At 69.6% G+C, this 24,076-nt stretch carries 19 protein-coding genes; 13 read left to right on the forward strand and 6 right to left on the reverse strand.

Translation table 11 applies throughout. The features are described 5' to 3' along the window. Positions 1-24 precede the first annotated feature (24 nt). Positions 25-1,032, forward strand: a complete 1,008-nt coding sequence (locus tag ACFO0C_RS47760; protein WP_378073550.1) for a TerC family protein — start codon at positions 25-27, stop codon at positions 1,030-1,032. 1,141 nt (positions 1,033-2,173) lie between these two features. Continuing rightward, a complete protein-coding gene (locus tag ACFO0C_RS47765; protein ID WP_378073551.1) occupies positions 2,174-2,506 on the forward strand; it encodes a response regulator transcription factor in 333 nt (110 codons plus the stop codon). Between the two features lie 506 nt (positions 2,507-3,012). Here ACFO0C_RS47765 and ACFO0C_RS47770 read toward each other — a convergent pair. Next, positions 3,013-5,139, reverse strand: coding sequence for an APC family permease (locus tag ACFO0C_RS47770; RefSeq protein ID WP_378073552.1), 2,127 nt, complete (start codon positions 5,137-5,139; stop codon positions 3,013-3,015). 304 nt (positions 5,140-5,443) lie between these two features. Between ACFO0C_RS47770 and ACFO0C_RS47775 the strand changes: the two genes are divergently transcribed. Then, positions 5,444-5,710, forward strand: a complete 267-nt coding sequence (locus ACFO0C_RS47775) for a hypothetical protein (protein ID WP_378073553.1) — start codon at positions 5,444-5,446, stop codon at positions 5,708-5,710. 31 nt (positions 5,711-5,741) lie between these two features. After that, positions 5,742-6,758 (forward strand): S66 family peptidase, encoded by a 1,017-nt coding sequence (locus ACFO0C_RS47780; RefSeq protein ID WP_378073554.1) that lies wholly within the window; start codon positions 5,742-5,744, stop codon positions 6,756-6,758. Positions 6,759-6,762: 4 nt separating this feature from the next. Here the strand turns inward: ACFO0C_RS47780 and ACFO0C_RS47785 are convergent, their stop codons facing one another. Continuing rightward, a complete protein-coding gene (locus tag ACFO0C_RS47785) occupies positions 6,763-7,422 on the reverse strand; it encodes a response regulator (protein ID WP_378073555.1) in 660 nt (219 codons plus the stop codon). Between the two features lie 239 nt (positions 7,423-7,661). Further along, positions 7,662-8,915 carry a sensor histidine kinase gene (locus tag ACFO0C_RS47790; RefSeq protein WP_378073556.1) on the reverse strand — a complete coding sequence of 418 codons (1,254 nt, stop codon included), beginning with the start codon at positions 8,913-8,915 and terminating at the stop codon, positions 7,662-7,664. Between the two features lie 132 nt (positions 8,916-9,047). On the opposite strand from ACFO0C_RS47790, the gene ACFO0C_RS47795 reads away from it, so the two are divergent. The 9 genes from ACFO0C_RS47795 to ACFO0C_RS47835 all read left to right on the forward strand — a co-directional run bounded on the left by ACFO0C_RS47795 (position 9,048) and on the right by ACFO0C_RS47835 (position 22,409). Further along, positions 9,048-9,947 carry an ABC transporter ATP-binding protein gene (locus ACFO0C_RS47795; protein WP_378073557.1) on the forward strand — a complete coding sequence of 300 codons (900 nt, stop codon included), beginning with the start codon at positions 9,048-9,050 and terminating at the stop codon, positions 9,945-9,947. Beyond that, positions 9,944-10,729 (forward strand): ABC transporter permease, encoded by a 786-nt coding sequence (locus ACFO0C_RS47800; protein ID WP_378073558.1) that lies wholly within the window; start codon positions 9,944-9,946, stop codon positions 10,727-10,729. The genes ACFO0C_RS47795 and ACFO0C_RS47800 overlap by 4 nt, the downstream gene beginning before the upstream one ends. 57 nt (positions 10,730-10,786) lie before the next feature. Beyond that, positions 10,787-12,856 carry a peptidase M6 immune inhibitor A gene (locus tag ACFO0C_RS47805; protein WP_378073559.1) on the forward strand — a complete coding sequence of 690 codons (2,070 nt, stop codon included), beginning with the start codon at positions 10,787-10,789 and terminating at the stop codon, positions 12,854-12,856. Positions 12,857-12,955: 99 nt separating this feature from the next. Then, positions 12,956-13,777, forward strand: a complete 822-nt coding sequence (locus ACFO0C_RS47810) for a MerR family transcriptional regulator (protein WP_378073560.1) — start codon at positions 12,956-12,958, stop codon at positions 13,775-13,777. After that, positions 13,774-16,416, forward strand: coding sequence for a VIT domain-containing protein (locus tag ACFO0C_RS47815; protein WP_378073561.1), 2,643 nt, complete (start codon positions 13,774-13,776; stop codon positions 16,414-16,416). The genes ACFO0C_RS47810 and ACFO0C_RS47815 overlap by 4 nt, the downstream gene beginning before the upstream one ends. 665 nt (positions 16,417-17,081) lie before the next feature. Next, the gene (locus ACFO0C_RS47820; protein WP_378073562.1) at positions 17,082-18,035 is read left to right on the forward strand and encodes a ricin-type beta-trefoil lectin domain protein; all 954 of its coding nucleotides are present in this window, start codon (positions 17,082-17,084) and stop codon (positions 18,033-18,035) included. Positions 18,036-18,640: 605 nt separating this feature from the next. Next, positions 18,641-20,200: a glycosyltransferase gene (locus ACFO0C_RS47825; protein WP_378073563.1), complete on the forward strand. Its 1,560-nt coding sequence runs from the start codon at positions 18,641-18,643 to the stop codon at positions 20,198-20,200. Positions 20,201-20,659: 459 nt separating this feature from the next. Next, on the forward strand, positions 20,660-21,379 hold the full coding sequence (locus ACFO0C_RS47830) for a class I SAM-dependent methyltransferase (RefSeq protein ID WP_378073564.1): 720 nt from the start codon (positions 20,660-20,662) through the stop codon (positions 21,377-21,379). Next, positions 21,366-22,409, forward strand: a complete 1,044-nt coding sequence (locus ACFO0C_RS47835) for a prenyltransferase (RefSeq protein ID WP_378073565.1) — start codon at positions 21,366-21,368, stop codon at positions 22,407-22,409. Before ACFO0C_RS47830 ends, ACFO0C_RS47835 begins: the two co-directional genes overlap by 14 nt. Here the strand turns inward: ACFO0C_RS47835 and ACFO0C_RS47840 are convergent. The 3 genes from ACFO0C_RS47840 to ACFO0C_RS47850 all read right to left on the reverse strand — a co-directional run bounded on the left by ACFO0C_RS47840 (position 22,360) and on the right by ACFO0C_RS47850 (position 24,068). After that, a complete protein-coding gene (locus ACFO0C_RS47840; RefSeq protein ID WP_378073566.1) occupies positions 22,360-23,004 on the reverse strand; it encodes a class I SAM-dependent methyltransferase in 645 nt (214 codons plus the stop codon). The genes ACFO0C_RS47835 and ACFO0C_RS47840 overlap by 50 nt on opposite strands. A gap of 322 nt (positions 23,005-23,326) precedes the next feature. After that, the gene (locus tag ACFO0C_RS47845; protein WP_378073567.1) at positions 23,327-23,473 is read right to left on the reverse strand and encodes a hypothetical protein; all 147 of its coding nucleotides are present in this window, start codon (positions 23,471-23,473) and stop codon (positions 23,327-23,329) included. A gap of 202 nt (positions 23,474-23,675) precedes the next feature. Further along, positions 23,676-24,068 (reverse strand): PPOX class F420-dependent oxidoreductase, encoded by a 393-nt coding sequence (locus tag ACFO0C_RS47850; protein ID WP_378073568.1) that lies wholly within the window; start codon positions 24,066-24,068, stop codon positions 23,676-23,678. Positions 24,069-24,076 lie beyond the last annotated feature (8 nt).

Consider the following 24,076-nt stretch of genomic DNA (forward strand, 5'->3'; position numbering starts at 1 on the left):
GAATCTTTGGGGATCCTGTGAAGCATGCTTGAGGTCTCCGCGCTCGGGTGGATCGTCACCATCGGTGTCATCGTCGCCCTGCTCGCCCTCGATTTGACTCTCGGGGTGCTCCGTCCACACGTCGTCGGCTTCCGTGAAGCCGCCGGTTGGTCGATCTTCTACATCGCCGTCGCCATCGTCTTCGGCATCGTCTTCGGGAGCGTCTACGGCTGGGGCCACGGCACCGAATACTTCGCCGGCTACATCGTCGAGAAGAGCCTGTCGGTCGACAACCTCTTCGTCTTCGTCATCATCATGACCACGTTCGCCGTACCCGAGAAGTACCAGCAGGAGGTACTCACCTTCGGCATCATCATCGCGCTGGTGCTGCGGGTCATCTTCATCGCACTCGGTGCGGCCCTGCTCAGCATGTTCGCGTTCATGTTCCTGGTCTTCGGCCTGATCCTGCTCTACACCGCGGTCCAGCTGTTCCGGCACCGCGACGAGGATCCGGACGTGGGCGAGAACGCCCTGGTCAAGGCCGGCCGGCGTTTCCTCCCGGTGACCGACGACTACATCGACGGCAAGATGGTCACCAGGATCGACGGCAAACGCATGGTCACGCCGCTGTTCCTGGTGCTCCTGGCCATCGGCGGCACCGACCTGCTGTTCGCCCTCGACTCCATCCCCGCGGTGTTCGGCGTGACCGAGTCGGCCTACATCGTCTTCGTGGCCAACGCTTTCGCACTGCTGGGCTTGAGGGCGCTGTTCTTCCTGGTCAAGGGCCTACTCGACCGCCTCGTCTACCTGTCGACGGGCCTGTCGCTGATCCTGGCCTTCATCGGCGTCAAGCTGATCCTGCACTGGGCGCACAAGAGCATCAGCGAGTCCGTTCCCGAGGTGGCGACCCCGATCTCGCTGGCCGTCATCATCGGAATCCTGATCGTCACCACGGTCGCAAGCCTGATCAAATCCAGTCGCGACCCGTCGCTGAAGGCGCATCCGGGCAGTCTCCGGGCAAGCTCCAACGACCAGCAGCACGCCAAGAACTGAATCCACCGATGCGGGGGCCCTCACCGGCCCCCGCTTTCTCTTTCCCGCCTCATCCCCCGGCGCCACCCGGGCCGCCCAAGCCTGCACCACATCCACCACCCGCCACCCGCCACCCACCACCCGCGGCCCTCCGCCCGCCGCACCGCGCCACCCATCCCCGCACGCGCCGCCCGCCGCATCACGCCACCCATCCCCGCACGCGCCGCCCGCCGCACCGCGCCACCCATCCCCGCACGCGCCGCCCGCCGCATCACGCCGCCTGGCACTCGCCGCCTACCGCCGCACCACACCGCCTGCCGGCGCCGCACGCCGCCCGCCCACACCGCCGCCCGGACAACCCGGGGGGCTCTCTACCAGGGCATCCGGGCGGTCGCGTTCGACGGCTGATCATCGTTCAAGGCCCCGGACACCGCTGGGCACCGCGACTGTCTGGGCAAGGTCCGCCACCACAACGGCGAGGCCTGTTACCCGAACCTGTTGCTGATGGCCCCTGCTCGAGACCGACACCCGCGGCCTGCTCCCGCCCGGTTCGGACCCACCGGGACCGCGTGGCTACGACGGTCGTATTTGCGCCACCGGGGCGGCTTGAGTCGGACCCATCCCTGCCTGTCGATCACGGCTTGAACTGGCCCCATTTGTCGGTCTCTAGCGGGACTTTCTGCTGGTAGCCGGTGGGGCCAGATCCAACCGTCACGCCGGGGATCTTGGTGGTGAAGCCGCTTGAAGCCATCCCGGTGGGGCCATGTCACACCGTCGTAGCCAACCGCGCGTGAACCCGTCTACGCCACCGCCCTGCTGCCGCCTCGACCATCCCGACGCAGCGCACCTCGCTCCCGAGATACCCGCCCCTCGCGTCCTCGACATGCCAGGCCGCCTACACAGGGCCTACACCGAGCCGGCCCAACCCATCCCGTCGCGCCTCGCCCTTCGCCCTTCGCCCCTCGCCCCGGCCCTTCGCCCCTCGCCTCTGGGCCCCGGCCCCCGGCCCGCTCGCCCTTCGATTCCGTCTCCGCCCGCACCACGCCATCGGCGTCAGGGCCTTTTCGGTCCGCTAGGGTCCTCGGATTACCGCTACGGCCCGACCCGCAACCGAAACTCTGTGTGATCAAATCGGTGCTGCGGCCACCGTCCAATACAGACGGTGACTGCAGCCCTGCCGTGGGCACTGTGCCAACCACAACCGTTACCGGTGACCAGTTGTGCACTCCATGCAGGCACCGGAAAAACGATCTTCATGAATGATATTTTCCGGACCGCACCTCGACGGTCCCGCCAGACGAGCGAACTCACCGATCGTGAGGTTCAGGTCCTCACGCTGGTGTCACACGGCAAGACGAACAAGCAGATCGGCGCCGTCCTCTACCTCAGCCCGGCGACGATCCACAGCCACCTGAAGAAGGTGTTCCGCAAATTGGACGCCAACGACCGGGCACACGCAGTCGCCCAAGCGTTCCGAGCCGGAATGCTGCAATGAGAGCCAGGTTCACCGCAACGGCAGCCCGCGTCATCGCAACCGCAGGCCGGGTCACTGCGCAGACGCCCGAAGCAGCAGGCCGGACAGCCCGAGACACCGCACGGACGGGACCGGCCACAGCACGGACGGAGCCAGCCGCTATCCGGACAGGGCCGACCGCGGCACGCACATGGCCGACCGCAGCACAAACAAGACCGGCCACAGCACGCACATGGCCGACCGCAGCACGGACAAGGCCGACCGCAGCACGCATATGGCCGACCGCAGCACGGACAAGGCCGACCGCAGCACGCACATGGCCGACCGCAGCACGGACAAGGCCGGTCTCTGCGCCGACGGCCCGGTCTGTCACAACGGCGGCCGCTTCAACGGCAGCGGCCGGATCTGTCGGGTCGGTCACGCACTCCCACCCGGCCAGGCTCTCCTGGCCGTAACCCATCATCAGTGTCCGCACCGCACCACTCCGGACCGCGGGCGCATCGGGCGCCCGCGGTCACGGTGTGCGGTCATCGTTCGTCTGGGGACTCCGACTCGCTGGGAACCGCTGTATCGGATGGCTGCGGGCGGCGTGGGCGCGGAGCCGGGCGCCGGGCGGCCCTCGGACGGGCAGCCGGCCCCTCGGAGGTGGCTGACGAATCGGGGACGGCTCCGGAACCGGGAGCGGATCCGTTCTCGATGGTGCCGTTCTCCGTCGAGGGTATGCCGGTCACCGGCTCGGAGGCCGCTGGGACGGCGGTCTTACGGGGGCTGCTCGTCCGAGCGGGGGCTCGTTTACGGGGAGCCGGCGCGGGGCGGGACGCTTCAGCCGTACCCTCGCTGCTGTTTGAAATCCCACCTGGACCTTGACTGCCGCTGATGGTCTCGCCCGCCGCGGTCGCGCCGCTCCCGCCAGCGGGTTGCGTGTCCACCACTCGGTCACCTGCCACATTGCGATCATTTTCGGTCGCGGAATCCGTGGTCGCCTGGTCCGCGGGATGCGGATCAGCAGGCGTCGTGTCAGTGGTGGAATCCGGGTCCGCGGCGGGGCTCGCCTCCGTCGCGTCGGTGGAGCTCGCGGCGGTGCGGTCCGGGGCCGCCGCGTCAGGCTGGCTGCCGGTCGCGGAATCCGCGACCGATCCGCCTACCGCGGGGTGCGCGTCGGCCGTGTTGCCGTCGCCAGCTGGCGACGAATCCGGTGCGGTGACGGGCTCGTCGGTGATCACCGCGGGCGGGGACTCACCGGGAGCGAGCGGCGGATGACCGGTTCCGATCACGGCGTAGACGTCCGGACGTTCGCGGCGCAGCTTGCGTCCCCAGATGATGCCTGCGACGAGCGCGGCCAGGAACGACAGGATCGGGGACCAGACCTTGGCAATGTTGTCGGTGTCGAGAAGGACGCTGAAGAAGGCCACCGTGAGCAGCAGGACCAACGAGAGGAAGACCGCCGCGATCCATGGGGCGACCGCGCGGCGCCAGCGGGTCTCGCCGTGTTCGCCGCCGCGGAAGAAACGGACGACGGCGAAGGCGGCGATGGTCATCAGGACCAGGACGCCGAGGCCGCCGGAGACGGTGCCGAAGAAGAAGAGGTCGGTCGTCGGGTCCCACATCGCGATCGCGAAGATCACCAGCACGACCACGGCCAGCGCGGACTGCGCGGTCGATGCCGCCACCGGAACTCCGCCTCGGGTCCGGGCCAGTGCGGCGGGCAGGACGCCCTCGCGGGCGACGGTCAGCGCGTAGCGGGCAACGGTGTGGTGGAAGGCGAGCATAGCGGCGAACAGGCTGGTGGCAAAGAAGATACGTCCGAGATCGATCAGAACGGACGGCAGGTAGGGGTCGGGGAGGAAGAAAAAGAGGTCATCGAGATGCTGGCCGGCGATCACGACGATGTTGTCGGGCCCGGCGACGACCGACATCGCCCATGCGGTCCCGCCGTAGAGGAACGCCGCGACGAGCAGGGTGTAGCCGATGGCACGGGCGATGGTACGGCGCGGATCACGGGCCTCAGCTGCGTAGACGAGCGGCGCCTCGAACCCGACCATGCCGGCGATCGCCGCGACGAGCAGTGACACGCCGCCCGCGGTGGCGATCAGACCGGGGTTCAGGGTGTCGAAAGTGATCGTGCCGCCACTGGGATTACCGAGCATCGCGGCGTCGAAGATCAAAACAATGAGAACCTCGGCGCAGACCAGTACGGTGAGAATGCGCGCGTTGAGATCTATGTCCAGCCGGCCGAGAACCGAGATCAACGCCCAGCCGATCAATGCACAGATGATCCACGAGATCTCGATGCCGAAGATCGATAATGCGTTGTGGGCGGCCACCCCGAAGGCGCCGTAAAGACCGATCTGCATCGCGTTGTAGGCGACCAGCGCCACGAAGGCGGTGCCGACGCCGACCGGCCGGGAGATGCCGATCGACGCGTACGCGTAGAAGGCGCCACTGTTGGGAACATGCCTTGCCATCGCGGCCAGGCCGACCGCGAACACTCCTAGAACGGCGGCGACCAGCATGTACGCCACCGGAATGCCCTTTTCCTTCACCTCGCCGTAGCCGAGCGGAAGGGCTCCGGCGACTACGGTGAGCGGAGTCATCGCGGAGACCGCGATGACGAAGATCGGCCAGGTGCCGAGCTTCCTTTCCGGTTGGGACATGGCGCCTCCCGTGTCGAATCGACTCTGAATCGATGACCGGCCTCCATCATGGCCCTCACAGCGTTCAAGCGATACAGAAAAATGTCGATCATGAATTGGTCGAGATCTCCGGAAGTCCTCGTTTCACCCTGGCGGGCACCATTTTGATCATCGCTTCGCCAAGGCGCCGTCGGCGTCCCGGGTCGGCATCACCCTGTTGCCCGCCTTGGACCGCCACCGGGATTTCCGATGAGGCGCCCCCGCATTCATCGGAACCCTCCGTGGCCGCTCGTTTGGGCGTCTCCGGCTGGGGTAGGTTTCCGGGATGCCACTCGGAGCGCAGCCCCGCGGCCGTCGCGGCACGGTCGAGGAGCCCTACAGCCCTCTCAATCTGCGGTTGGTCCTCGCCTTGGTCGGCATGGTCGTGTGCGCGATCCTGGCGACGCTGCTGTTGCGTGCCGGCTGGACGGTCCCCGGTTGGCTGCTGGCTGCCTGGTCGGCGGTCGCCGCCGTCGACGCCGTGGTGATCCAGTTACGCCGCCGGGCCCGCGCCCGCACTGAGGGCGGCCGCAAGCACTCCCTGTTCGAATGAGGCTTCGCCCGCCTGTGCCATGATCGCTGAAATGACGATCAGGTATCCAGCACCATTGACTCCCGGCGACCGAATCGGCATCACCGCCCCCTCCAGTGGGGTGGCCGACAGCCTGCAACAGCGCCTCGACGTCGCTGTCGAAACGGTGCGGAGCCGTGGTTACGAGGTCGTCGTCGGCGAGTGCATGAGTGGTGACCGGCACGTGAGTGCGCCGGCCCCGGCCCGCGCCGCCGAACTCACCCGTATGCTCACCGACCCGGCGATCCGCGCTGTGGTGCCGCCGTGGGGCGGGGAGACCGCGATCGATCTGCTGCCCCTGCTCGACTGGGACGCCATCGCCGCGGCCGAGCCCACCTGGATCGTCGGATACTCCGACATGTCCACGATCATCACGCCGCTGACACTGCTCACCGGCGTGGCCACCGTGCACGGCAACAACCTCATGGACACCCCGTTCCGCCCGCCGGCGGGTCTGCTCTCCTGGCTCGACATCGTGACGCTCCCGGCCGGCGGCACCTTCACCCAGACGCCACCCGGGCGCTATCGCGACAAGGGCTGGGTGGATTACCAGCAGAACCCCGGGGCCGACGAATTCGAACTCGACGCGGAAGGCGCCTGGACCAGGCTCGACGGGTCCGGCGACGTGGACGTCGAGGGGCGGCTGATCGGCGGGTGCATCGAGACGCTGTGCAATCTGGCCGGCACCCGTTACGCCGACACGGCCGGTCTCGCCTCGGACGGGCTGCTCGTCTACGTCGAGGCGGCCGGCGACGACGCCGCGACGATCTGCCGCAATCTGCACGGCATGCGGCTCAACGGTTTCTTCGACGGCGCGTCCGCGGTGATCGTGGGCCGGACCAGTGCGCCGCCGACCGGCACTCTCACCCAGACCGAGGCGGTCCTCGACGCACTCGGCGGGCTGGGCGTGCCGATCGTCGCCGACGTGGAGTGCGGGCACGTCGCCCCCTACCTCCCCCTGGTCAACGGTGCCCGCGGCCGGCTCGTCCTGACCGGCGACCGGGCCGAGATCATCCAAACCCTGGACTGACATCTCAGGCCAGCCCGGCGTCGTGCACCAGCAGCGCGACCTGGACGCGGTTGTTCAGGTCGAGTTTGGTGAGCACCCGGGAGACGTGGGCTTTCACCGTGGCCACCGACATGTGCAACTCGGTGGAGATCTCCGCGTTGGAGCGGCCCTGCGCGATGGCGAGGGCCACCTCCCGTTCCCGGGCGCTCAGTGTGGCCAGCAGGTCTTCGGCACGATCACGCTCCCGGTCGGGTGGCCTCCCAGCCGCGACGTGCGCGATCAACTGCCGCGTGATACTGGGTGACAGGGCCGCCTCGCCGTGGGCGACGCGCAGGACCGCGTCACGGATCTGGCCGGGCGGGGTGTCCTTGAGGAGGAACCCGCTGGCCCCGGCCCGCAGCGCCCGGAGCACGAACTCGTCGGCGTCGAACGTGGTCAGCACCAGCACCTCGGGCGCCCCGGACTGCCGTCGCAACGTCTCAGTGGCGGCAAGCCCGTCCACGCCGGGCATCCGGATGTCCATCAGCACGACGTCGGGCCGGTGGCGGGCGACCGCCGCCGGAACCTCGGCGCCGTCGGTGGCCTGACCGACCACGCTGACCTCGTCGTCACCGGACAGAATCATCGACAGACCGGCCCGCACCAGCGGATCGTCGTCGACGATCAGCACCCGAACCGTACTCATCCCGGTCCGTCCATCTCCACTACCCCCGTCATCACTCCTCTTTCCATGAGCCCGGTCTTGCCGGGAAGTCCGCCGGCCTTTCCAGGAAGTCCACCGGCCCTCCCGGGAAGACCGCCCTCCCAGAAGACCGGTGGCCTTGCCGGTAAGACCGCCGGCCCTCCCAGAAAGACCGCCGGTCTTACCGGGAAGACCGCCGGCCCTCCCAGAAAGACCGCCGGTCTTACCCGGATGCCCGCTGGTCACGACGCTCCGGCCGGCCATGGCAGCCAGGCGGTGAGCACGAAATCGTCGTCGGTGCGGCCGTGGTCGAGCCGCCCGCCGGCGAGCATGGCGCGCTCGGCGAGACCGATGAGGCCCATGCCGGTGCCGGGGATCGGCCTGGCCGGCACGGTGATCGGCATCGGGTTGCGGACCTCGATCGTCAGGCCGTTGCCGGCCTCGCCGCCGACGGTGACTCGCACGGCGGCTCCGGGCGCGTGCTTGCGGGCGTTGGTGAGCCCTTCCTGGACGATCCGGTACGCCGCCCGGCCGGTCGCCGCCGGAACGGTCTCGGGCGCGGGGCCGATCTCCAGCCGCACCCGATTGCCGGCCAACCGCGACTCATCGGCGAGTGCCGGCAGCGCACTCAGGGTGGGTTGTGGCCGCTCCGGGGTCTGCTCGTCCTCCGGCTGCCCGGCACGCAGCACACCGATCACGGCACGCAGGTCCTGCAATGCCTGGTGGGCGCTGGATCGCACGACGGCAGCGGCACCGGCGATCTCCTCCGGTGGGGCGCCGGGCCGGAACTCGAGCGCTCCCGCATGCAGGCTGAGCAGGGAGATCCGATGGGCGAGCACGTCATGCATCTCCCGGGCGATCCTGGTCCGCTCGAGAACCCGGGCCTGGGCGATACGCAGCCGCTGCTCGGACTCGGCGCGCTCAGCCCGGTCACGCCAGGTGACGATCAACTGGCGACGGCCCCTGACGATCATGCCCCAGAGCGCCGCGATCACGGCCATCACCGTGCCCCACCAGAACGTCTCCCAGTAGCTGAGCCCCTCCTCCGGACGGGCCGTGGAGAAGACAGCGGTGGCCGCGACGACCAGCCCGACATAGCCCGCCAGCACGGCGAACCGCCGGTGCACGCCGACGGTGAACACGACGATCAGCAGGGTGACACCGCTGGCCATCGAGAACGTCGCCAGCACCAGGAGATAGACCGCCAGCACCGTCAGGAACCGGCGCCGCCACCAGAGGCCAGCCGCGGCGATCGTGGCCGTCACCGCATCGGTCACGACGAGCCACATCGGCGTGGCGCCCCAGGTCTGCGTCGTCGCCGAATGGGGGTCGAGCATGACCAGGGTGATCAGCACGGTGCAGCCCATGCCGAGCAGGAAACACAGACTGTCGACCGCCCAGTCGCGGGTGGACCGGCGGGCGGCCAACGGCCCGGCCGGGTCCGCGGCCAGCGCGGACGGCCACAACCAGCGATATTCCGGCGACGGCAATCCCACGCGGTCGACTCTACGGGCGGGCGGACATCCCCCGATACCGACCAAAGTCGATGGTCTGACCTATACCAAGGTTTCGCGGCATCGACTCTTGGCCGACGCGGTGGCCACCCCGTCTCGCTCACGCTGGGTTGCATGATTGTGGTTGAGAACCTCACCAAGGCGTACGGGCCACAGCGCGCCGTCGATGACGTGTCGTTCACCTGTGAGCCGGGCACGGTGACCGGTTTCCTCGGGCCGAACGGCGCCGGCAAGTCCACCACCTTGCGGATGATCTGCGGTCTGACGCCGCCGACGGCAGGCCGGGCCACTGTGGCCGGGGTGCCGTATCGGCGGCTCGGCAACCCGGGGCGCCACATCGGTGTGTTGCTCGACGCGTCCGCCCAGCATGCCGGCCGCACCGGGCGGGAGGTGCTGGCGCTGGCGGCGATCACGATGGGGCTGGACACCGCGCGGGTGCCGGAGCGGCTGGCCCGGGTCGGGCTGGACGGCGCGGCGGCGAAACGGCGGGTGCGAGCGTATTCGCTGGGCATGCGGCAGCGACTGGGCCTGGCGTACGCGATGATCGGTGACCCGGCGGTGCTGGTGCTGGACGAGCCGGCGAACGGCCTGGATCCGGAGGGCATCCACTGGATGCGCGGGCTGCTGCGCGGTTTCGCCGACCGTGGCGGCACGGTCCTGCTCTCGTCGCATCTGCTGCACGAGGTGGAGGTGGTCGCGGACCGTCTCGTGGTGATCGGCAACGGCCGCGTCCTCACGCAGGGTGACAAGGAGGCGCTGCTCGGAGCCGCCGGGACGATGGTGCGGACCACCGACCCCGCGGCGCTGGACGCGCTGTTGCAGCGGATGGGTCTGACCGGCACCCGGTCGGCTGACGGCAGCGTGCTGGTGCCGTCGGATCCGCAGACCATCGGCCAGGCCGCGGCCGAGGCCGGTGTCGTGTTGCTCGAGCTGCGACCGGCCGGTGCCGGCGGGCTCGAGGAGATGTTCCTGCGCCTGACCACGGGCGCCGAGCCAGAGGGGGCGCACCGATGACCACGATGACCGACGCCATGCCGACCGCGGTGCCGGCGACAGCCGCCGCCCCGGTGCCTCTGAGCCGGCTGACCCTGGTCGAGCTGCGCAAACTGGCCGATACCCGGGCCGGCATGTGGTTGCTGATCGTGATCGGCCTGGCCACCGTGGCGACGTCGGCGATCCTGCTGGGCTGGGCCGACGACAGCGAGATCACCTTCGCGGCGCTGTACGGCTTCGGGCTGGTGCCGTCTGCGGTGCTGCTGCCGGTCCTCGGCATCCTCTCGGTGACCAGCGAGTGGTCACAGCGCACGGCCCTCGGGACCTTCACTCTCGTGCCGGCACGTGCCCGGGTGATGGTGGCGAAGGTGGCAGCGGGGTCGCTGATCGCGGTCGCCGCGACGGCCGCCACCGCGGTCCTCGCCGCGGCAGCGAATCTGCTGGCTCTGGCATTGGGCGCAGACGGGTCGTGGAGTCTGGACCCGTCGATGATCTGGCAGAGCCTGCTGCTCCAGGTGATCTTCGTGTTGATGGGCAACGCGTTCGGCGCGCTGCTGCTGAATACTCCGCTGGCGATCGTCGTCTTCTTCGCCCTGCCGACGGTGTGGTCAATCCTGGGCGGGAGCATCAAGGCGCTGGCCGACGCGGCCGCGTGGCTGGATCTCAACGTGACCTCGCAGGCGCTGGGAGAGGCCGACATGACCTCCGGCGAGTGGGGCCGGCTGGCGGTATCAGCTGGGGTTTGGGTGGTCCTTCCGCTGGTCCTGGGGACGATGCGAGTGCTCCGCCGGGAGGTTTCCTGATCCACAACGGCCGGTGTTGGCGTCACGATCCGGCGATCGGAGGTAGCGTCCCGAGACGTGACGCGTACCCTATTTGCCAGCTTCGCGGCAATCACCGCTTCCATACCGTTATTTGCCGGCCCGGCGCCGGCCGCGCCACCGACCGTCCCCCACCCGGCGCCGACCACGCCGGCCCCCTCGTTCGATGGCGAGATCCTCGAACCCGACCTGGACCGGCTCACCTTCGAGGGTGAGCCGCTCCCGGTCCCGAGTTATGAGCCCCGGCCCACCGGCCGGATCGCGATGCAGGCCCCCGAGGTCGGCACCGTCCGCAGCTGGGCCGGGCTCAACTCGATCGACGGCGATGTCTATCGCAAGGACTACACGTTGCGCAGCATCGGCAAGCACATCGAGGTGTGGGTCGCCAACGACCTGGCCTTCCCCGCGGACGACTGTCGCAAGAACTCGACCGAGATCAGTGACGAGCAGATCGCCGCGCTGGTCCGCGAGTTCGACGAGGTCATCTTTCCCCGCGAGACCAAGGCCTTCAGCACCCCACCGGATCGCAGCGGCACCAACGCCGCCCTGCCGGGCGATTTCACCGGGGCCGGCGACCGCACCGTCACACTGGTCGACAACATCCGCGACGACAACTACTTCGACTTCCCGAAGCGTCAGACCTACATCTCCGGATTCTTCTCCGAGCAGTTCAACGAACTGTTCGACCGCAACGTGATCACGATCGACGCCTACGACTGGGCGCACCGCACCGGGCCCGACCCGAAACACGACCCGGCCGAGGACCCGTGCGTAAGCCGTCCGGCCCGCCCCCGCATGTACGAGTCGACCTTCGCCCACGAGTGGCAACATCTGCTCTCCTACTACACCGACCCGGATGAGGAGGTGTGGATCAGCGAGGGCATGGCCGACTATGCGCAGAGCCTCGCCGGCTACGCCGACACCACGGTGGGGGTACGGCATCGCGGCTTCGACAACCACATCGTCTGTTACCAGGGCTTCGGCAACATCAAGACCGCTTACAACCCGAACCCGCGTGACTGCGGCGGCCCGTCCAACTCGCTGAACCTGTGGACCGAGGGCCAGCCGGACGAGATCCTCGCCGATTACGGCATCACCTATCAGCTCATGCTCTATCTCCACGACCGGTTCGGCGCGAAGCTGCTCACCGCGCTGCACCAGGACAAGGAGCACCATGGCCTCGCAGCGGTGGCGGCCGCCCTGCCGGAGGGCGTCGATCTGCACGAGGTGCTGCACGACTTCCAGATCATGACGCTGGTCGACAAGGTCGCCGGCGACCCCGGCGGTGTCGTCAAGGGGGTCGAACGGCGGAGGGTGACGGCCCGGAGCCTGCGCTCCACGGTCAACCTGGACAACCCCTCCGCCTACGGCAAGGCCGGCGCGGCACCCAACGGCGCCGATTACGTGCGCCTGCCGCACGGCTGGCGGACGGTCGGTTTCGAGGGCGCCCCATCGCTTCCGCCGATGCCACTGGCCTGGACGATGGACGCGGGGATGCTCTTCTCCGGCAACACCCCGGACACCGACTCGGCCGCGGTCCGTCAGATCGACGTGCCGACCACCGACCCGGTCCTGCGGTTCACCACGACCTACGGGCTGGAGGACAAGTTCGACTACGGATACGTCACCGTGTCCGCGGACGGCGGCAAGACCTTCCAGATGCTGAAGGGTGACACCACGGTCGAGGGCCCGCTCGGCGAGGCGATCACCGGCAAGGCCGCGGACGTCACCCTCTCCTACGACCTCGAGACGTATGCCGGCAAGACGGTGCTCCTGGGTTTCCGATACGTCAGTGACAGCGCCGTGAGTATCGGTGGCTGGCACATCAAGGACGTCAGGGTCGGCGCCATCGCCGCCGGCACGAACAGCCTGGACGGCTGGAAGTCGCCCACCGAGATCCGCCCGACCCCGGTGCACCACTGGCAGGTGACGCTGGTCGGCCTGGCCCGTACCAAGGTCAAGGTGGTCCCGCTGGCCGACTATGCCAAGGTCCGCCACTATCCGAAGGTGGTCGCGATCGTCTCCTACGACGAGCCCACCGGCACTGTCACGCAATACGCCCCCTACACCCTGACGGTCGACGGCAAGCCCTTTGAGCCTGGTCCGTAGGCCGGAACCTCGCCGATCTGCCCGCCACCGCGCCCGGGTGGCGGGCAGATCGCCTTTCCGTCATTGACAGTGTCACAGTGACAGTGTCATTGTCGAGTCATGTGGACGATGGAGCAGTTGGTCGAGCGGGTGAGCGCGGCACTCGCCGCGGAATATCCCGGTGCCCCCAACGGCCGCGTCCGAGAGGTTCCCGACCGCAGGTCGATCCGGTGGTATACGACGATCGGCTTGGTCGACCGGCCACTCGGCACGCGTGGGCGCACCGTTCTCTACGGGCCGCGTCATCTGCTGCAGCTCGTCGCGATCAAGCGACGGCAGGCAGCCGGCCGCACCCTGGCCGAGATCCAGGCCGAGCTGGCCGGAGCCTCCGCGGAGACCCTTGCGACGGTCGCCCGGGTGCCCGATCGACTTCTCGACACCGACGGAGCGGTGGCCCCACCTTCCCCGTGGCCGAGACCCTCGTTCTGGAAGGCAGCACCCGCCGAGCCGGACGGCCTTGTCGTCGGCGTGCCGGCCGGGTTCTCCGCCGACGCCTCATCGCCGCTCGCCTCGCCTGTCATCTCGCCTCAGGCAGCGGCTGATACGTCGTCTCCGCTCCCCGACGGCGATGCCTCGCCTCAGGCCACCGCTGACCCCTCGCTCACGGCCGCCGCGGAGACCTCGCCTCAGGCCACCGCCGACCATGACGGTCCGGCGCGGCGCGGCACCGTCCGGCGAGAGCTGGCCGATGCCATCGATGCGCTCGTCCCGGCCGGACAGCCGGTTCCGCCGCTGATCACCGGTGTTTCCCTCGGCGAAGGCGTGATTCTGCTGCTTCCTCGTCACACCGCCGACCTCGACCGCGACGACATCGTCGCGGCAGCTCGTCCTCTGCTCGACCTGCTCGCGTCCCGCGGGCTCACCGATGGGAGAAACGCATGATCATTTCTGTGAACCCGATGGGATCGGCCGAGCTGGAACGCCACCGCCAGGTGTCCGACGCCGGCCTCGGCACCTTGCTCACCGACCGCGGCAACCTGCCGCTGGACCGTCTCGACGTTCGTGCCTCCATCAGCGGCCTCCTCGTCCGCACCGAGCTCACCACCGAGTTCGTCAACGCCCATGACACGGCGCTGGAGGCCACCTACGTCTTCCCGCTGCCCGACCGCGCCGCCGTCACTGGCATGACGATGACCGCCGCCGACCGGGTCGTCACCGCCGAGTTGCACGAGCGGGGCGCCGCCCGGGAACGCTACGACCAGGCCATCGCCGCCGGCCAGCGAGCGTCCATCGCCGAGGAGGAGCGGCCGGACGTCTTCACCATGCGGGTCGGCAACATCCTGCCCGGCGAGCGGGTCACCGTGCAGTTGCGGCTGGTCGGCCCGTTGGCGTATGAGGACGGTGCCGCCACGTTCCGCTTCCCGCTGGTCGTGGCTCCGCGCTACGTGCCCGGTGTCCCCCTTCCCGGCCCGTCCGCGGGTGACGGCCAGCAGCAGGACACCGACGCTGTTCCGGACGCCTCGCGCATCTCGCCGCCGGTCCTGCTGCCCGGGTTCCCCAATCCGCTGCGGCTGTCCATCGGGGTCGACGTCGACCCGGCCGGCTTGGAGCTCGGCGAGATCCGGTCCAGTCTGCACACCGTCACCGAGCAGGGCGGGACCCTGCGGATCGCCCCGGGCGAGCGCGCCGACCGTGACTTCGTGCTGCGCCTCGCCTACGCGCCCGGCTCCGAGTCCGCCGTGGCGGTGCCCGACGACGACGGCGAGCAGGGCACCTACCAGCTCGTGGTGCTGCCGCCGGAGCCGGCCACTCCGCCGCGCCCGAAAGACGTGGTGCTGCTGCTGGACCGTTCCGGCAGCATGGGTGGCTGGAAGATGGTGGCCGCCCGGCGCGCCGCGGCCCGGGTCATCGACACGCTCACGGCCGACGACCGTTTCGCCGTGCTCACCTTCGACCACGAGGTCGACCGTCCGGCCGGGCTCGGGTCCGGCCTGGTGGAGGCGACCGATCGGCATCGTTACCGGGCCGTCGAGCACCTGGCCCGCGCCGACGCCCGTGGAGGCACCGAGCTGCTCAGTCCGCTGACCGCCGGGCTCGCGCTTCTGGCCGACAGCCCCGGCCGTGACCGCGTGCTGGTCCTGGTCACGGACGGCCAGGTCGGCAACGAGGATCAGATCGTCAAGCAGGTGACTTCCCTGATCGGCTCGATCCGGGTGCACACCGTCGGCATCGACCGGGCCGTCAACGCCGGTTTCCTCGGCCGTCTCGCCGCGCTCGGCGCCGGCCGCGCCGAGCTGGTCGAGAGCGAGGACCGTCTCGACGAGGCGATGGAGCACATCCATCGGCGGATCGGAGCACCGGTCGTCACCAGTCTCGCCGTCACCGCCGACGGGTTCACCACGCTCGACGGCACACGCACCCCCGTACGCCTGCCGGGCCTTTACCCCGGGGTCCCGCTCGTGATCACCGGTCGTTACACCGGCTCGGTGCAGGGCGCTCTTTCCGTCACCGGGCGGACCCGAGACGACCAGGAGTTCCGGACCACCGTCGCGGTCCGGCAGCATGCCGAGCCGGCCGTCACGTCGCTGTGGGCGCGTGCCCGGCTGCGCGATCTTGAGGATGCGTACGCGTCCGGCGATCAGTCGCTGGAGACCGAGATCGTCGGCACTTCGCTGCGGTTCGGTGTGCTCTGTCGGTTCACCGCGTTCGTGGCGGTCGACGCCCGTGTCGTCAACGAGGGCGGCGAGGCCCGGCGGGTCACTCAGCCGGTCGAGATGCCGTCCGGCTGGGAGAGCCCAGCTCCGCCGGCTCCGGCACCCTACTTCCTGGCAGCGTCGTCACCGTTCCCCGGTTCGATGGCCCCGTTCGCGCCGGCCGCGGCACCGCCCATGCCGCCTCCCTTTGCACCGGCGCCGGGCGCACCGAAACCCGGCCGTCCCGGCTTCATGCCACGCGCCAAGCGTGCGGGCGCAGCTGATTCGCCGGCCGCTGCGGGCGCGGCGGGCGCGGCCGGCGCGGCCGGCACGGCGGGCGGAGTCTCTCCGGCGGCCGACAGTGCGTGGGCCGGCGGTTCAACCGACGGGTTCGGGGGTTCCGGCTCCGACGGTTCGGCTTCCTCGCCGGCCGGCAGCGGTGGCGCGCCGCAGCCGCCGTCCGGGCCGGCGCTGTCCGGGCCCGCCGAGGGTGCTGCTCCATCCGGTGCGCTGCCGCGAGGGTTCTCCAGCATGATGCGGCGTTCCCGCTCGGGTGCAGCACCCGCTCAGGCGAAGTCGCGGGGCGCAACAGCGGACGGCCTGCTGGTTGACGAGCTGCGCGAGGTCGCCGCCGTCGAGGTGTCCCGGCTGCGCGACGCTGCCGACCAGCCGGCTCTCGACCGCCGTGACCTGCTCGACGACCTGGTCAGCCGCTTGGCCGTCCTGCTCGAGCCGGTCGCCGACGCCGATCTCGACCCGGTCCGCGACCTGATCGGCCTGCTGCGCGGCGACGGCCCGCTCGATGAGAGATGGGCTGCGGCGATCCGGGTTCTGGAGGAGTTCGCCACCGGCAAAACCGCTACGAAGAGCTCGTTCTGGAAGTCCTGATAAGCCCTCACGGCCACCAACGGCGTAGAAGTCCCACAGCCACCATCAGCGCGGAGGTCCACGGCCACTAACAGCGTAGAAGTCCCGCGGCCACCAACGGCGCGGAGTCCATGGCCACCAACGACGTAGAAGTCTTGCAGCTACCACGGCGGGGGTGAGGGCCATCGGGGTGTCTCAGGAGCCGAGCAGCGGAGTCCACGGTCACCAACGGCGTGGAGTCCCACAGCCACCAACGGCGGAGATGTCCCGCGGTCCCAATGACGTGGAGGTCTCACGATCCATAGCCGCTTGAAGGGTTTGGAGGCGGTCGGCAATCAGCGCCCTCAGGGTGGCAAGGATCCGACGCGGAGACGCGGCTCGCACGGGCTGGGCATTCCCGGTCCGGGCGAGCCGCCGATCCGACGGCAGGTCCCGCACACGTGGAAACGCGGCGCCATGCCGGGTGCTGCAGCGCTGTGAAGCCGCCACGCCGGGTGAGTCCGGATTGCGGCCCGATGCTCAGGTGCGGTGTTCGCGAGGGAATGCGTTCTTGGGCTGCGGTGATGTGGTCAGGGGTGGTTCGGGTATCCGAGAGAACGACGTACATCAACCTAATGGGCCCCCCGCCCGTCGCTGAATGACGGTAAGTTGGGCCACCGGTACGGGACCGGGGGTGACAACGCCACGTGGGCGAGGAACTGGGCGAGGATCGTGATCCGTTGCTGGTGCGTCCGTTCGTTCTGCCGGACGGCGACCGGCAGGAGGCGCCTCGGTCCACGTCGACCTGGCCGGTGGATCAGCGGGCCGGAGAGATGCCGACCCAGTTGCTGCCCACCGTTCCCGATGTTCTGGCGGTCGAGCCGGCGCCGGACGATCTGGAGGGCGGCCGACGGCGCCGGATGCTGCTGCTCGCCGGGGCAGGGGCGGTCGCGGTGGCCACGGTTGCCGGGTATGCGCTGCTCCGGCCGGGTGAGCGGCCGGAGACCTGGGTGTCCGTACCAGGGCAGTCGCTTCCGGCCGCGGTCGGGCCTGCCAGGTCGGCCGGGGTCAGCCCCAGCGGGTTTCCCAGCGGCGGCGAAGGCAACGACGGGGAGCAGGGCGGCTCCGGGGAGGTGACCGGGTCGACCCGGGCGCCACGGAGTTCGTCGGCATCCGCGGACGCGGGCGAAACATCGGCGCGCCCGTCGACTGGGTCGCCGGGCAGCGACTCGAAGACCACCACCCCGGTCGCGCCGGTCGCCCCGATCGACCTGACGCCGACGTCGGCGGCGACCGGGAGGGGGCTTCTGGTCACCGGCAATGGTCTGTGTCTCGACCTGCGCGGCGGCGCAGCGGCGGAAGGTCGTGAGGTGCACATCGACGACTGCAACGGCACGAGCCCGCAGCGCTGGCAGCTGAACTCCGACCGGACGCTGGAAGTGCTCGACATGTGCGCCTACCTGGTGGGTGACGGCACCGTCGAGCTGACAGGCTGCGACGGGCGTACTACCGCGCAGTGGCAGCTTCTCCAGGACGGCACGCTGACCAACGCGGCGAACGGTCGATGCCTCACCGACCCGTACTGGGGTGCTCGCCCTGGCAACGGTGTGATCGTGACCGCATGTACCGGCGGCACCAACCAGAGGTGGACGTTCCGATGATCGGTGCGCCCCATGCACGGTCGACCGCCCGCCTCACCGTCCCACCGCTGCCGTCCCACCGCTGATAGCCCGCCGCTGACCGGGCGGGTTGTCAGGCAAGAAACCTTGTGATGAGGACATGGAGTCAGCCCGAGAATTCGTCAAACCCGATGCGATGCGAAGGGCGATACGGCAGCTGGACCGCGCGATCAGTCGGGCCGCGGACGGTGGGGTGTGAACATCGCAGGGTCAGCCAGGCCGCGGGCAGCCGGGAGGGAGTGAACACCGCGCGGTCAGCCGAACTGGGCGTGGCGGAATGTGAGCCCCACGGTCAGCCGGACCGAAACCACAGACGGACCGAAACCACAGACGGACCGAAACCACAGACGGACCGAAACCACAGACGGGCCTTGCAGAGGTGTGGTGGGGAGACAGTGGATCTGGGGCGCGACGGGAACGAATTTGTGGTTCGGTGGGGCTTGGGGTTACTGGGTGTGCTGGAGTGGGAACGGTGTGGAAGGCGGAAGGGTGTGCAGAGTGAAAATGTTTCTGATTTTCGTAAAGTGATCGAATCCTCAGGCCGAAACACTAGTGATCATCTGGTTCCTGACTCTTAGGGTCATCTGGTGATCTCCGCGCCTCTTCGCATCGCCCTGCTGTCATATCGAAGCAAACCGCACAGCGGGGGGCAGGGGATCTATGTCCGGCACCTGTCGCGGGAACTCGTCCGGCTGGGGCATCGGGTGGAGGTGTTCTCCGGGCCGCCTCTTCCGGAGCTCGATGACGGGGTGGAACTGACGGTACTGCCGAGCCTCGACCTCTATCGGGAGCCGGATCCGTTTCGGACGCCCACGTGGTCGGAGTTTCAGAGCGGGATCGATGTGCTCGAGTGGACCGCCATGTGCACGGGGGCGTTTCCGGAGCCTTTGACGTTCTCGTTGCGGGCTTGGCGGCATCTGCGGGAGCGGCTCAGCGAGTTCGACGTGGTGCACGACAATCAGTGCCTCGGGTACGGGCTGTTGCCTCTGAACTGGTCGGATACGCCTCTGGTGGCGACGATTCACCATCCGATCACCGTTGACCGGGACCTGGAACTCGCGGCGGCACCGGACTGGAAACGGCGGATGTCGTTGCGCCGCTGGTATGCGTTTACGCGTATGCAGGGGCGGGTGGCGCGGCAACTGCCGTGGCTGACGACGGTGTCGCAGGCGGCGCGGGACGAGATCGTCGAGGCGTTCGGCGTGCGGGCCGAACGCCTGCGGGTCATCGGGGTCGGCGTCGACGTCGACACGTTCAGCCCGAAGGCAGACAAAAATTCCGGAAGCACGACGGCGACCGTCGGCCACGCCGCTGCCACGACCGCAACGATCAGCGAACCCGGCGCCACGACAGCGACCATCAGCGAACCCGGCGCCACGACAGCGACCATCAGCGAACCCGGCGCCACAACAGCGACCATCAGCGAACCCGGCGCCACGGTAGCGACGATCGAGGGAACCGACGGCGGCGTGGCGGCGGAACCCGAGGCGGTCTGGCGCAGCGCGCCGGCCTCCGGGGGACGGGTCGTCGCGGTGGCCAGTGCGGATGTTCCGCTGAAGGGGCTGCCGGAGCTGATCGAGGCGGTGGCGAAGCTGCGCGCCGATCACGATGTCGAGCTGGTCGTGGTGGGTTCGGCGCGGCCGGACGGGGCTGCGGCGCGGGCGATCACCCGGCTGGGGCTGGACGATGCGGTGCGGTTCGTGTCGGGGATCTCCGACGGGGAGTTGGCTGATCTGTTCCGGTCGGCGACGGTCGCGGCGGTGCCGTCGCGGTATGAGGGTTTCTCGCTGCCGGCCGTGGAGGCGATGGCGTGTGGAGTTCCCCTGGTCGTGACGACGGCGGGGGCGCTGCCCGAGGTGGCCGGGCCGGATGGGCTGGCCTCGCTGCATGTGCCGCCGGGTGATCCCGGTGCGCTGTCGGCGGCGATCGGGCGGCTGCTCGACGACGAGGCGCTGCGCCGCCGGCTGGGTGCCGAGGGTCGCCGCCGGGCGGTCGAGCATTTCACGTGGCGGCGGACCGCCATCCGCACCGCCGAGTGGTATGCCGAGGCCATCGCCGCGCACCGCACTCGTCGCAAGCCCCGCGCCGGCAGCGCGCCCGCAGCCCGGCCGGTGGAGGCCGGAACACGCGAGTCCCGCATCAGATAACGCCACCGGAGGGTACCGCTCCGGAGGGTACCGCTCCGGAGGGTACCGCTGACGCCCTTGCGGGAAGCGCACGCCGGAGAAGCACGGCCAGAGCGGACAACCGGAGGCACCGCCCGGCACGCGCAAGACGAAAGCCAAGGCCGGAGGGCACAACCGAAAGCACAACCGCAGGGAACGACCGAAAAAGGCACGGCCCCAAAGCACGACCGAAGGGCACTGCCGGAGGGCACAGCCGGAGGGCACAGCCGGAGGGCACAGCCGGAGGGCACAGCCGGAGGGCACAGCCGGAGGGCACAGCCGGAGGGCACAGCCGGAGGGCACAGCCGGCGACGGCCGTACCGGAGGACGGGGTCGTACCGGACGACGAGAAGGAACGGGCACCGGCAGGAAAGCCGGGAAGCGCGAGACAAGACCCCACAACGGGGTGACCGGATGGAAAGGGCAGGTAGGGACACATTGTTGACCGTCGACTACGACCGGCTGGATGTTCGGCCGGGGATGCGGGTTCTCGATCTGGGTTGCGGCGAGGGCCGGCACACCTTCGAGGCGTACCGGCGGGGCGCTGACGTCGTCGCCCTGGACCTGAGCGCCAAGGACCTGGCCACGACCGCGTCCTGGTGTGTGGCGATGAAGCTGGCCGGGGAGGTTCCGGCGACGGCCAGTTTCACGACGGTTCAGGGTGACCTGTTGTCGCTGCCGTTCCCGGATGCCAGCTTCGACCGGATCATCGCGTCGGAGGTGCTGGAGCACATCCCGGACGACGTGACGGCGATCCGGGAGATGACCCGGGTCCTGAAGCCGGGCGGGCTGGCGACGGTGACGGTGCCGCGCTGGCTGTCGGAGCGGGTGTGCTGGGCGCTGTCCGACGAGTACCACGCCAACGAGGGTGGGCACGTGCGCATCTACAAGGAGGACGAGCTGTCCGACCGGCTGCGTGCGGCGGGCCTGACGGTCACCGGCAACGACTTCGCGCATGCGCTGCACAGCCCGTACTGGTGGCTGAAATGCGCCATCGGTGACGCCGGCCTGACGAAGGCGTACCACAAGATGTTGGTCTGGGACATCACCGACAAGCCGGTGCTGACCCGGGTGCTGGAGCAGGCATTGAATCCGCTGATCGGCAAGAGTGTGGCGATCTATCTGAAAAAGGAGGAGGTGACCGTGGGTGTCGGTGCCTGATCTGCCGGGCGTGCTGAGCGCCGACGACATCCGGGCCACGGTCGCCAGCATCGCTGCCGGGCAGGAGGATTCCGGGGCGATCCCCTGGTACGCCGACGGCCAGCTCGACCCGTGGGATCACGTCGAGGCGGCTATGGCGCTGGACGTGGGCGGCGAGCCGGGGCGGGCGGAGGCCGCCTACGACTGGCTGCGGCGTACTCAGCGCGCCGACGGCAGCTGGGCGTCACGCTACGAGAACGGGGTGGTCGCCGACCCGACGGCCGAGACCAATCACGCCGCCTATCTGGCGGTCGGCTGCTGGCATCATTTCCTGTGCACCGGCGACGAGGACTTCCTGGTCCGGATGTGGCCGGCGATCCGCGGGGCGCTGGATTTCGTGACCGGCTGTCAGGCGCCGGGTGGGGAGATCTGGTGGGCGGCCGGTGACGAGGTGGCGCTGCTGACCGGGTCGTCGAGCATTCATCAGGCGCTGCGCTGTGGTGTGGCGATCGCCGACCGGGTGGGTGAGCCGCAGCCGGACTGGGATCTGGCCGCCGACCTGCTGGCGAACGCCATCCGAAAGCAGGCGATCGGCAAGCATCCGGCGGCGTTCGCCGACAAGGACCGGTTCTCGATGGACTGGTACTACCCGGTGCTCGGCGGCGCGCTTCGCGGTGAAGCGGCGAAGCAGCGGCTACGGGACCGGTGGGACGAGTTCGTGGTGCCGGGCCGTGGTGCCCGCTGCGTCTCCGACCGGCCGTGGGTGACCGGTGCGGAGACGTGCGAGCTGGCGCTGGCGCTGGACGCGCTCGGTGACCGGGACGCCGCGACCGAGCTGGTCGCGGCGATGCAGCACCTGCGGGAGGAGGACGGCTCCTACTGGACGGGGCTGGTGCTCACCGACGGGGTGCGCTGGCCGGTGGAGCGGACCACGTGGACGGCGGCGGCGGTGGTGCTGGCCGTCGACGCCCTGCATGCGGCGCACCCACGGTCGGGGATCTTCAGGACGCCGGGGATCGCCGAAGAAGTCGCAGCGAACCGCAGCCGGTGAGCTCCACGTAGTCGCCGGATTCGAGCGCCTTGCGGTAGATCCGGTAGGGCGCCTGCCCACCGTCGGCCGGGTCGGGGAACACGTCGTGGATGGCGAGGACCCCTCCGGCCGCCAGGTGCGGCGTCCAGGACGCCAGGTCACGCTGCGCGGACTCGTCGGTGTGGCTGCCGTCCAGGAACAGGAACGCCAGCGGTGCCGCCCACAGCGCCGCGAACTCCTCGGCCCGGGCGACGACGGCCACGACGACGTCCTCGGCGCCGGCCGCGGCGATCGCCCGCCGGAAACCGGGCAGCGTGTCGATCTTGCCGAGGTGCGGGTCGACGAGTCCCGGATCGTGGTACTCCCATCCCACCTGGTGCTCCTCGGAGCCCCGGTGGTGGTCGACGGTCACGACCTTCCCGCCCCGGGCCCGGGCCGCAGCGGCGAGGTACAGCGTCGATTTGCCCAGGTAGCTGCCGACCTCCAGGATCGGACCGTCGGGTGCGGCGAGCGCGGCCTCGGCGAGCGCGCGCCCCTCGTCGGCCGGCATGAAGCCGGCCGCCTCGACAGCGGCGGTCAATAACTCCTGGTCCAGCACGATTCCCGGCGACGACATCGCGTCATCATAAGATCAACACCGTTTGGTCGTACGCCCGGAGCCGTCACCAACCGCAACCCACGACGAACCGTGAGGTCACCGCGACGTGGCGACGGCGCAAGGCCGCAACGCGGCCGCCGGGGCGAGGCGTCGCTCCGGGAAACCTCCTGCCTCGATCCGCCGTCCGAGGCGTCGGCCCGAGAGGCACCGCAGCCTCGCGCAGCACCGTGACACCGGTCCCGCCGGCCGGCGGCAGCGTTCGAGGAGAACCGCAGCACCGCGGCATCGATCCCGTCGGCCGGCGGCAGCCTTCGGGGAGGAGCGCTGCACCGTCGTGGCGTCACTCCAGGATGATCGCCCGTGCGGCCGCCTCGTGCAGCACCGTGGCGTCGATCTCGGTGCCGGACTCGTCGATGCGGTAGCCGAGCCAGGCGACGAAGAAGGTCAGCGGCCCCGCCGGCGGCAGCGGCCACACCCAGTGCGCCACGTCGAAGCGCCGCCCTCCCCCGCCGCCGCTGTCGGGCAGCAGCAGTGGCCGCTCCGGGTTCCGGTCGCCGGACCGGAACCCGTGGTGGTGCAGCGCCCGCGGCGGTCCTCCTCGCGCAGGACGGCGGCGACGGTGAACGCGACCCGTTGGGGTGGGCGATCAACCCGGTCGGGGCGGCGGCCCAGCTCGATGACCGCCCGGCTCAGTGCCCGCCGGCGAACGTCGGCCGCACGTAGATGATCACGCGGTCGGCGGCGTCCTTGGGCACGGCCGTGCCGAACGGGGCGTCGTAGCGCTTGGCCAGCTCGACGAAGAACGCGCCGGTCGGGTCGGGGTCGATGTGGTCGACGACACCACGGATCTCGACATACCGGTACGGGTTGTCCTGGTCGATGATCGAGATGGCGACCGCCGGGTTGGCCGTGATGTTCTTGAACTTCTTGCGGTAGTTCGTGTGCGTGAACTTGAGGAACTCACCGTCCCACGCATACCACATCGGGTTGACCTGCGGCGTACCGTCCTCCCGGATCGTCGCGAGGTCCGCGAAGAGCGGCCGCTCCAGCAGGTCGATCAGGTCGTCGGGGATGCTCGTCATCAAGGTCT

Origin of the sequence: Actinoplanes subglobosus (assembly GCF_042650585.1) — a bacterium.
Lineage (GTDB): Bacteria > Actinomycetota > Actinomycetes > Mycobacteriales > Micromonosporaceae > Actinoplanes > Actinoplanes subglobosus.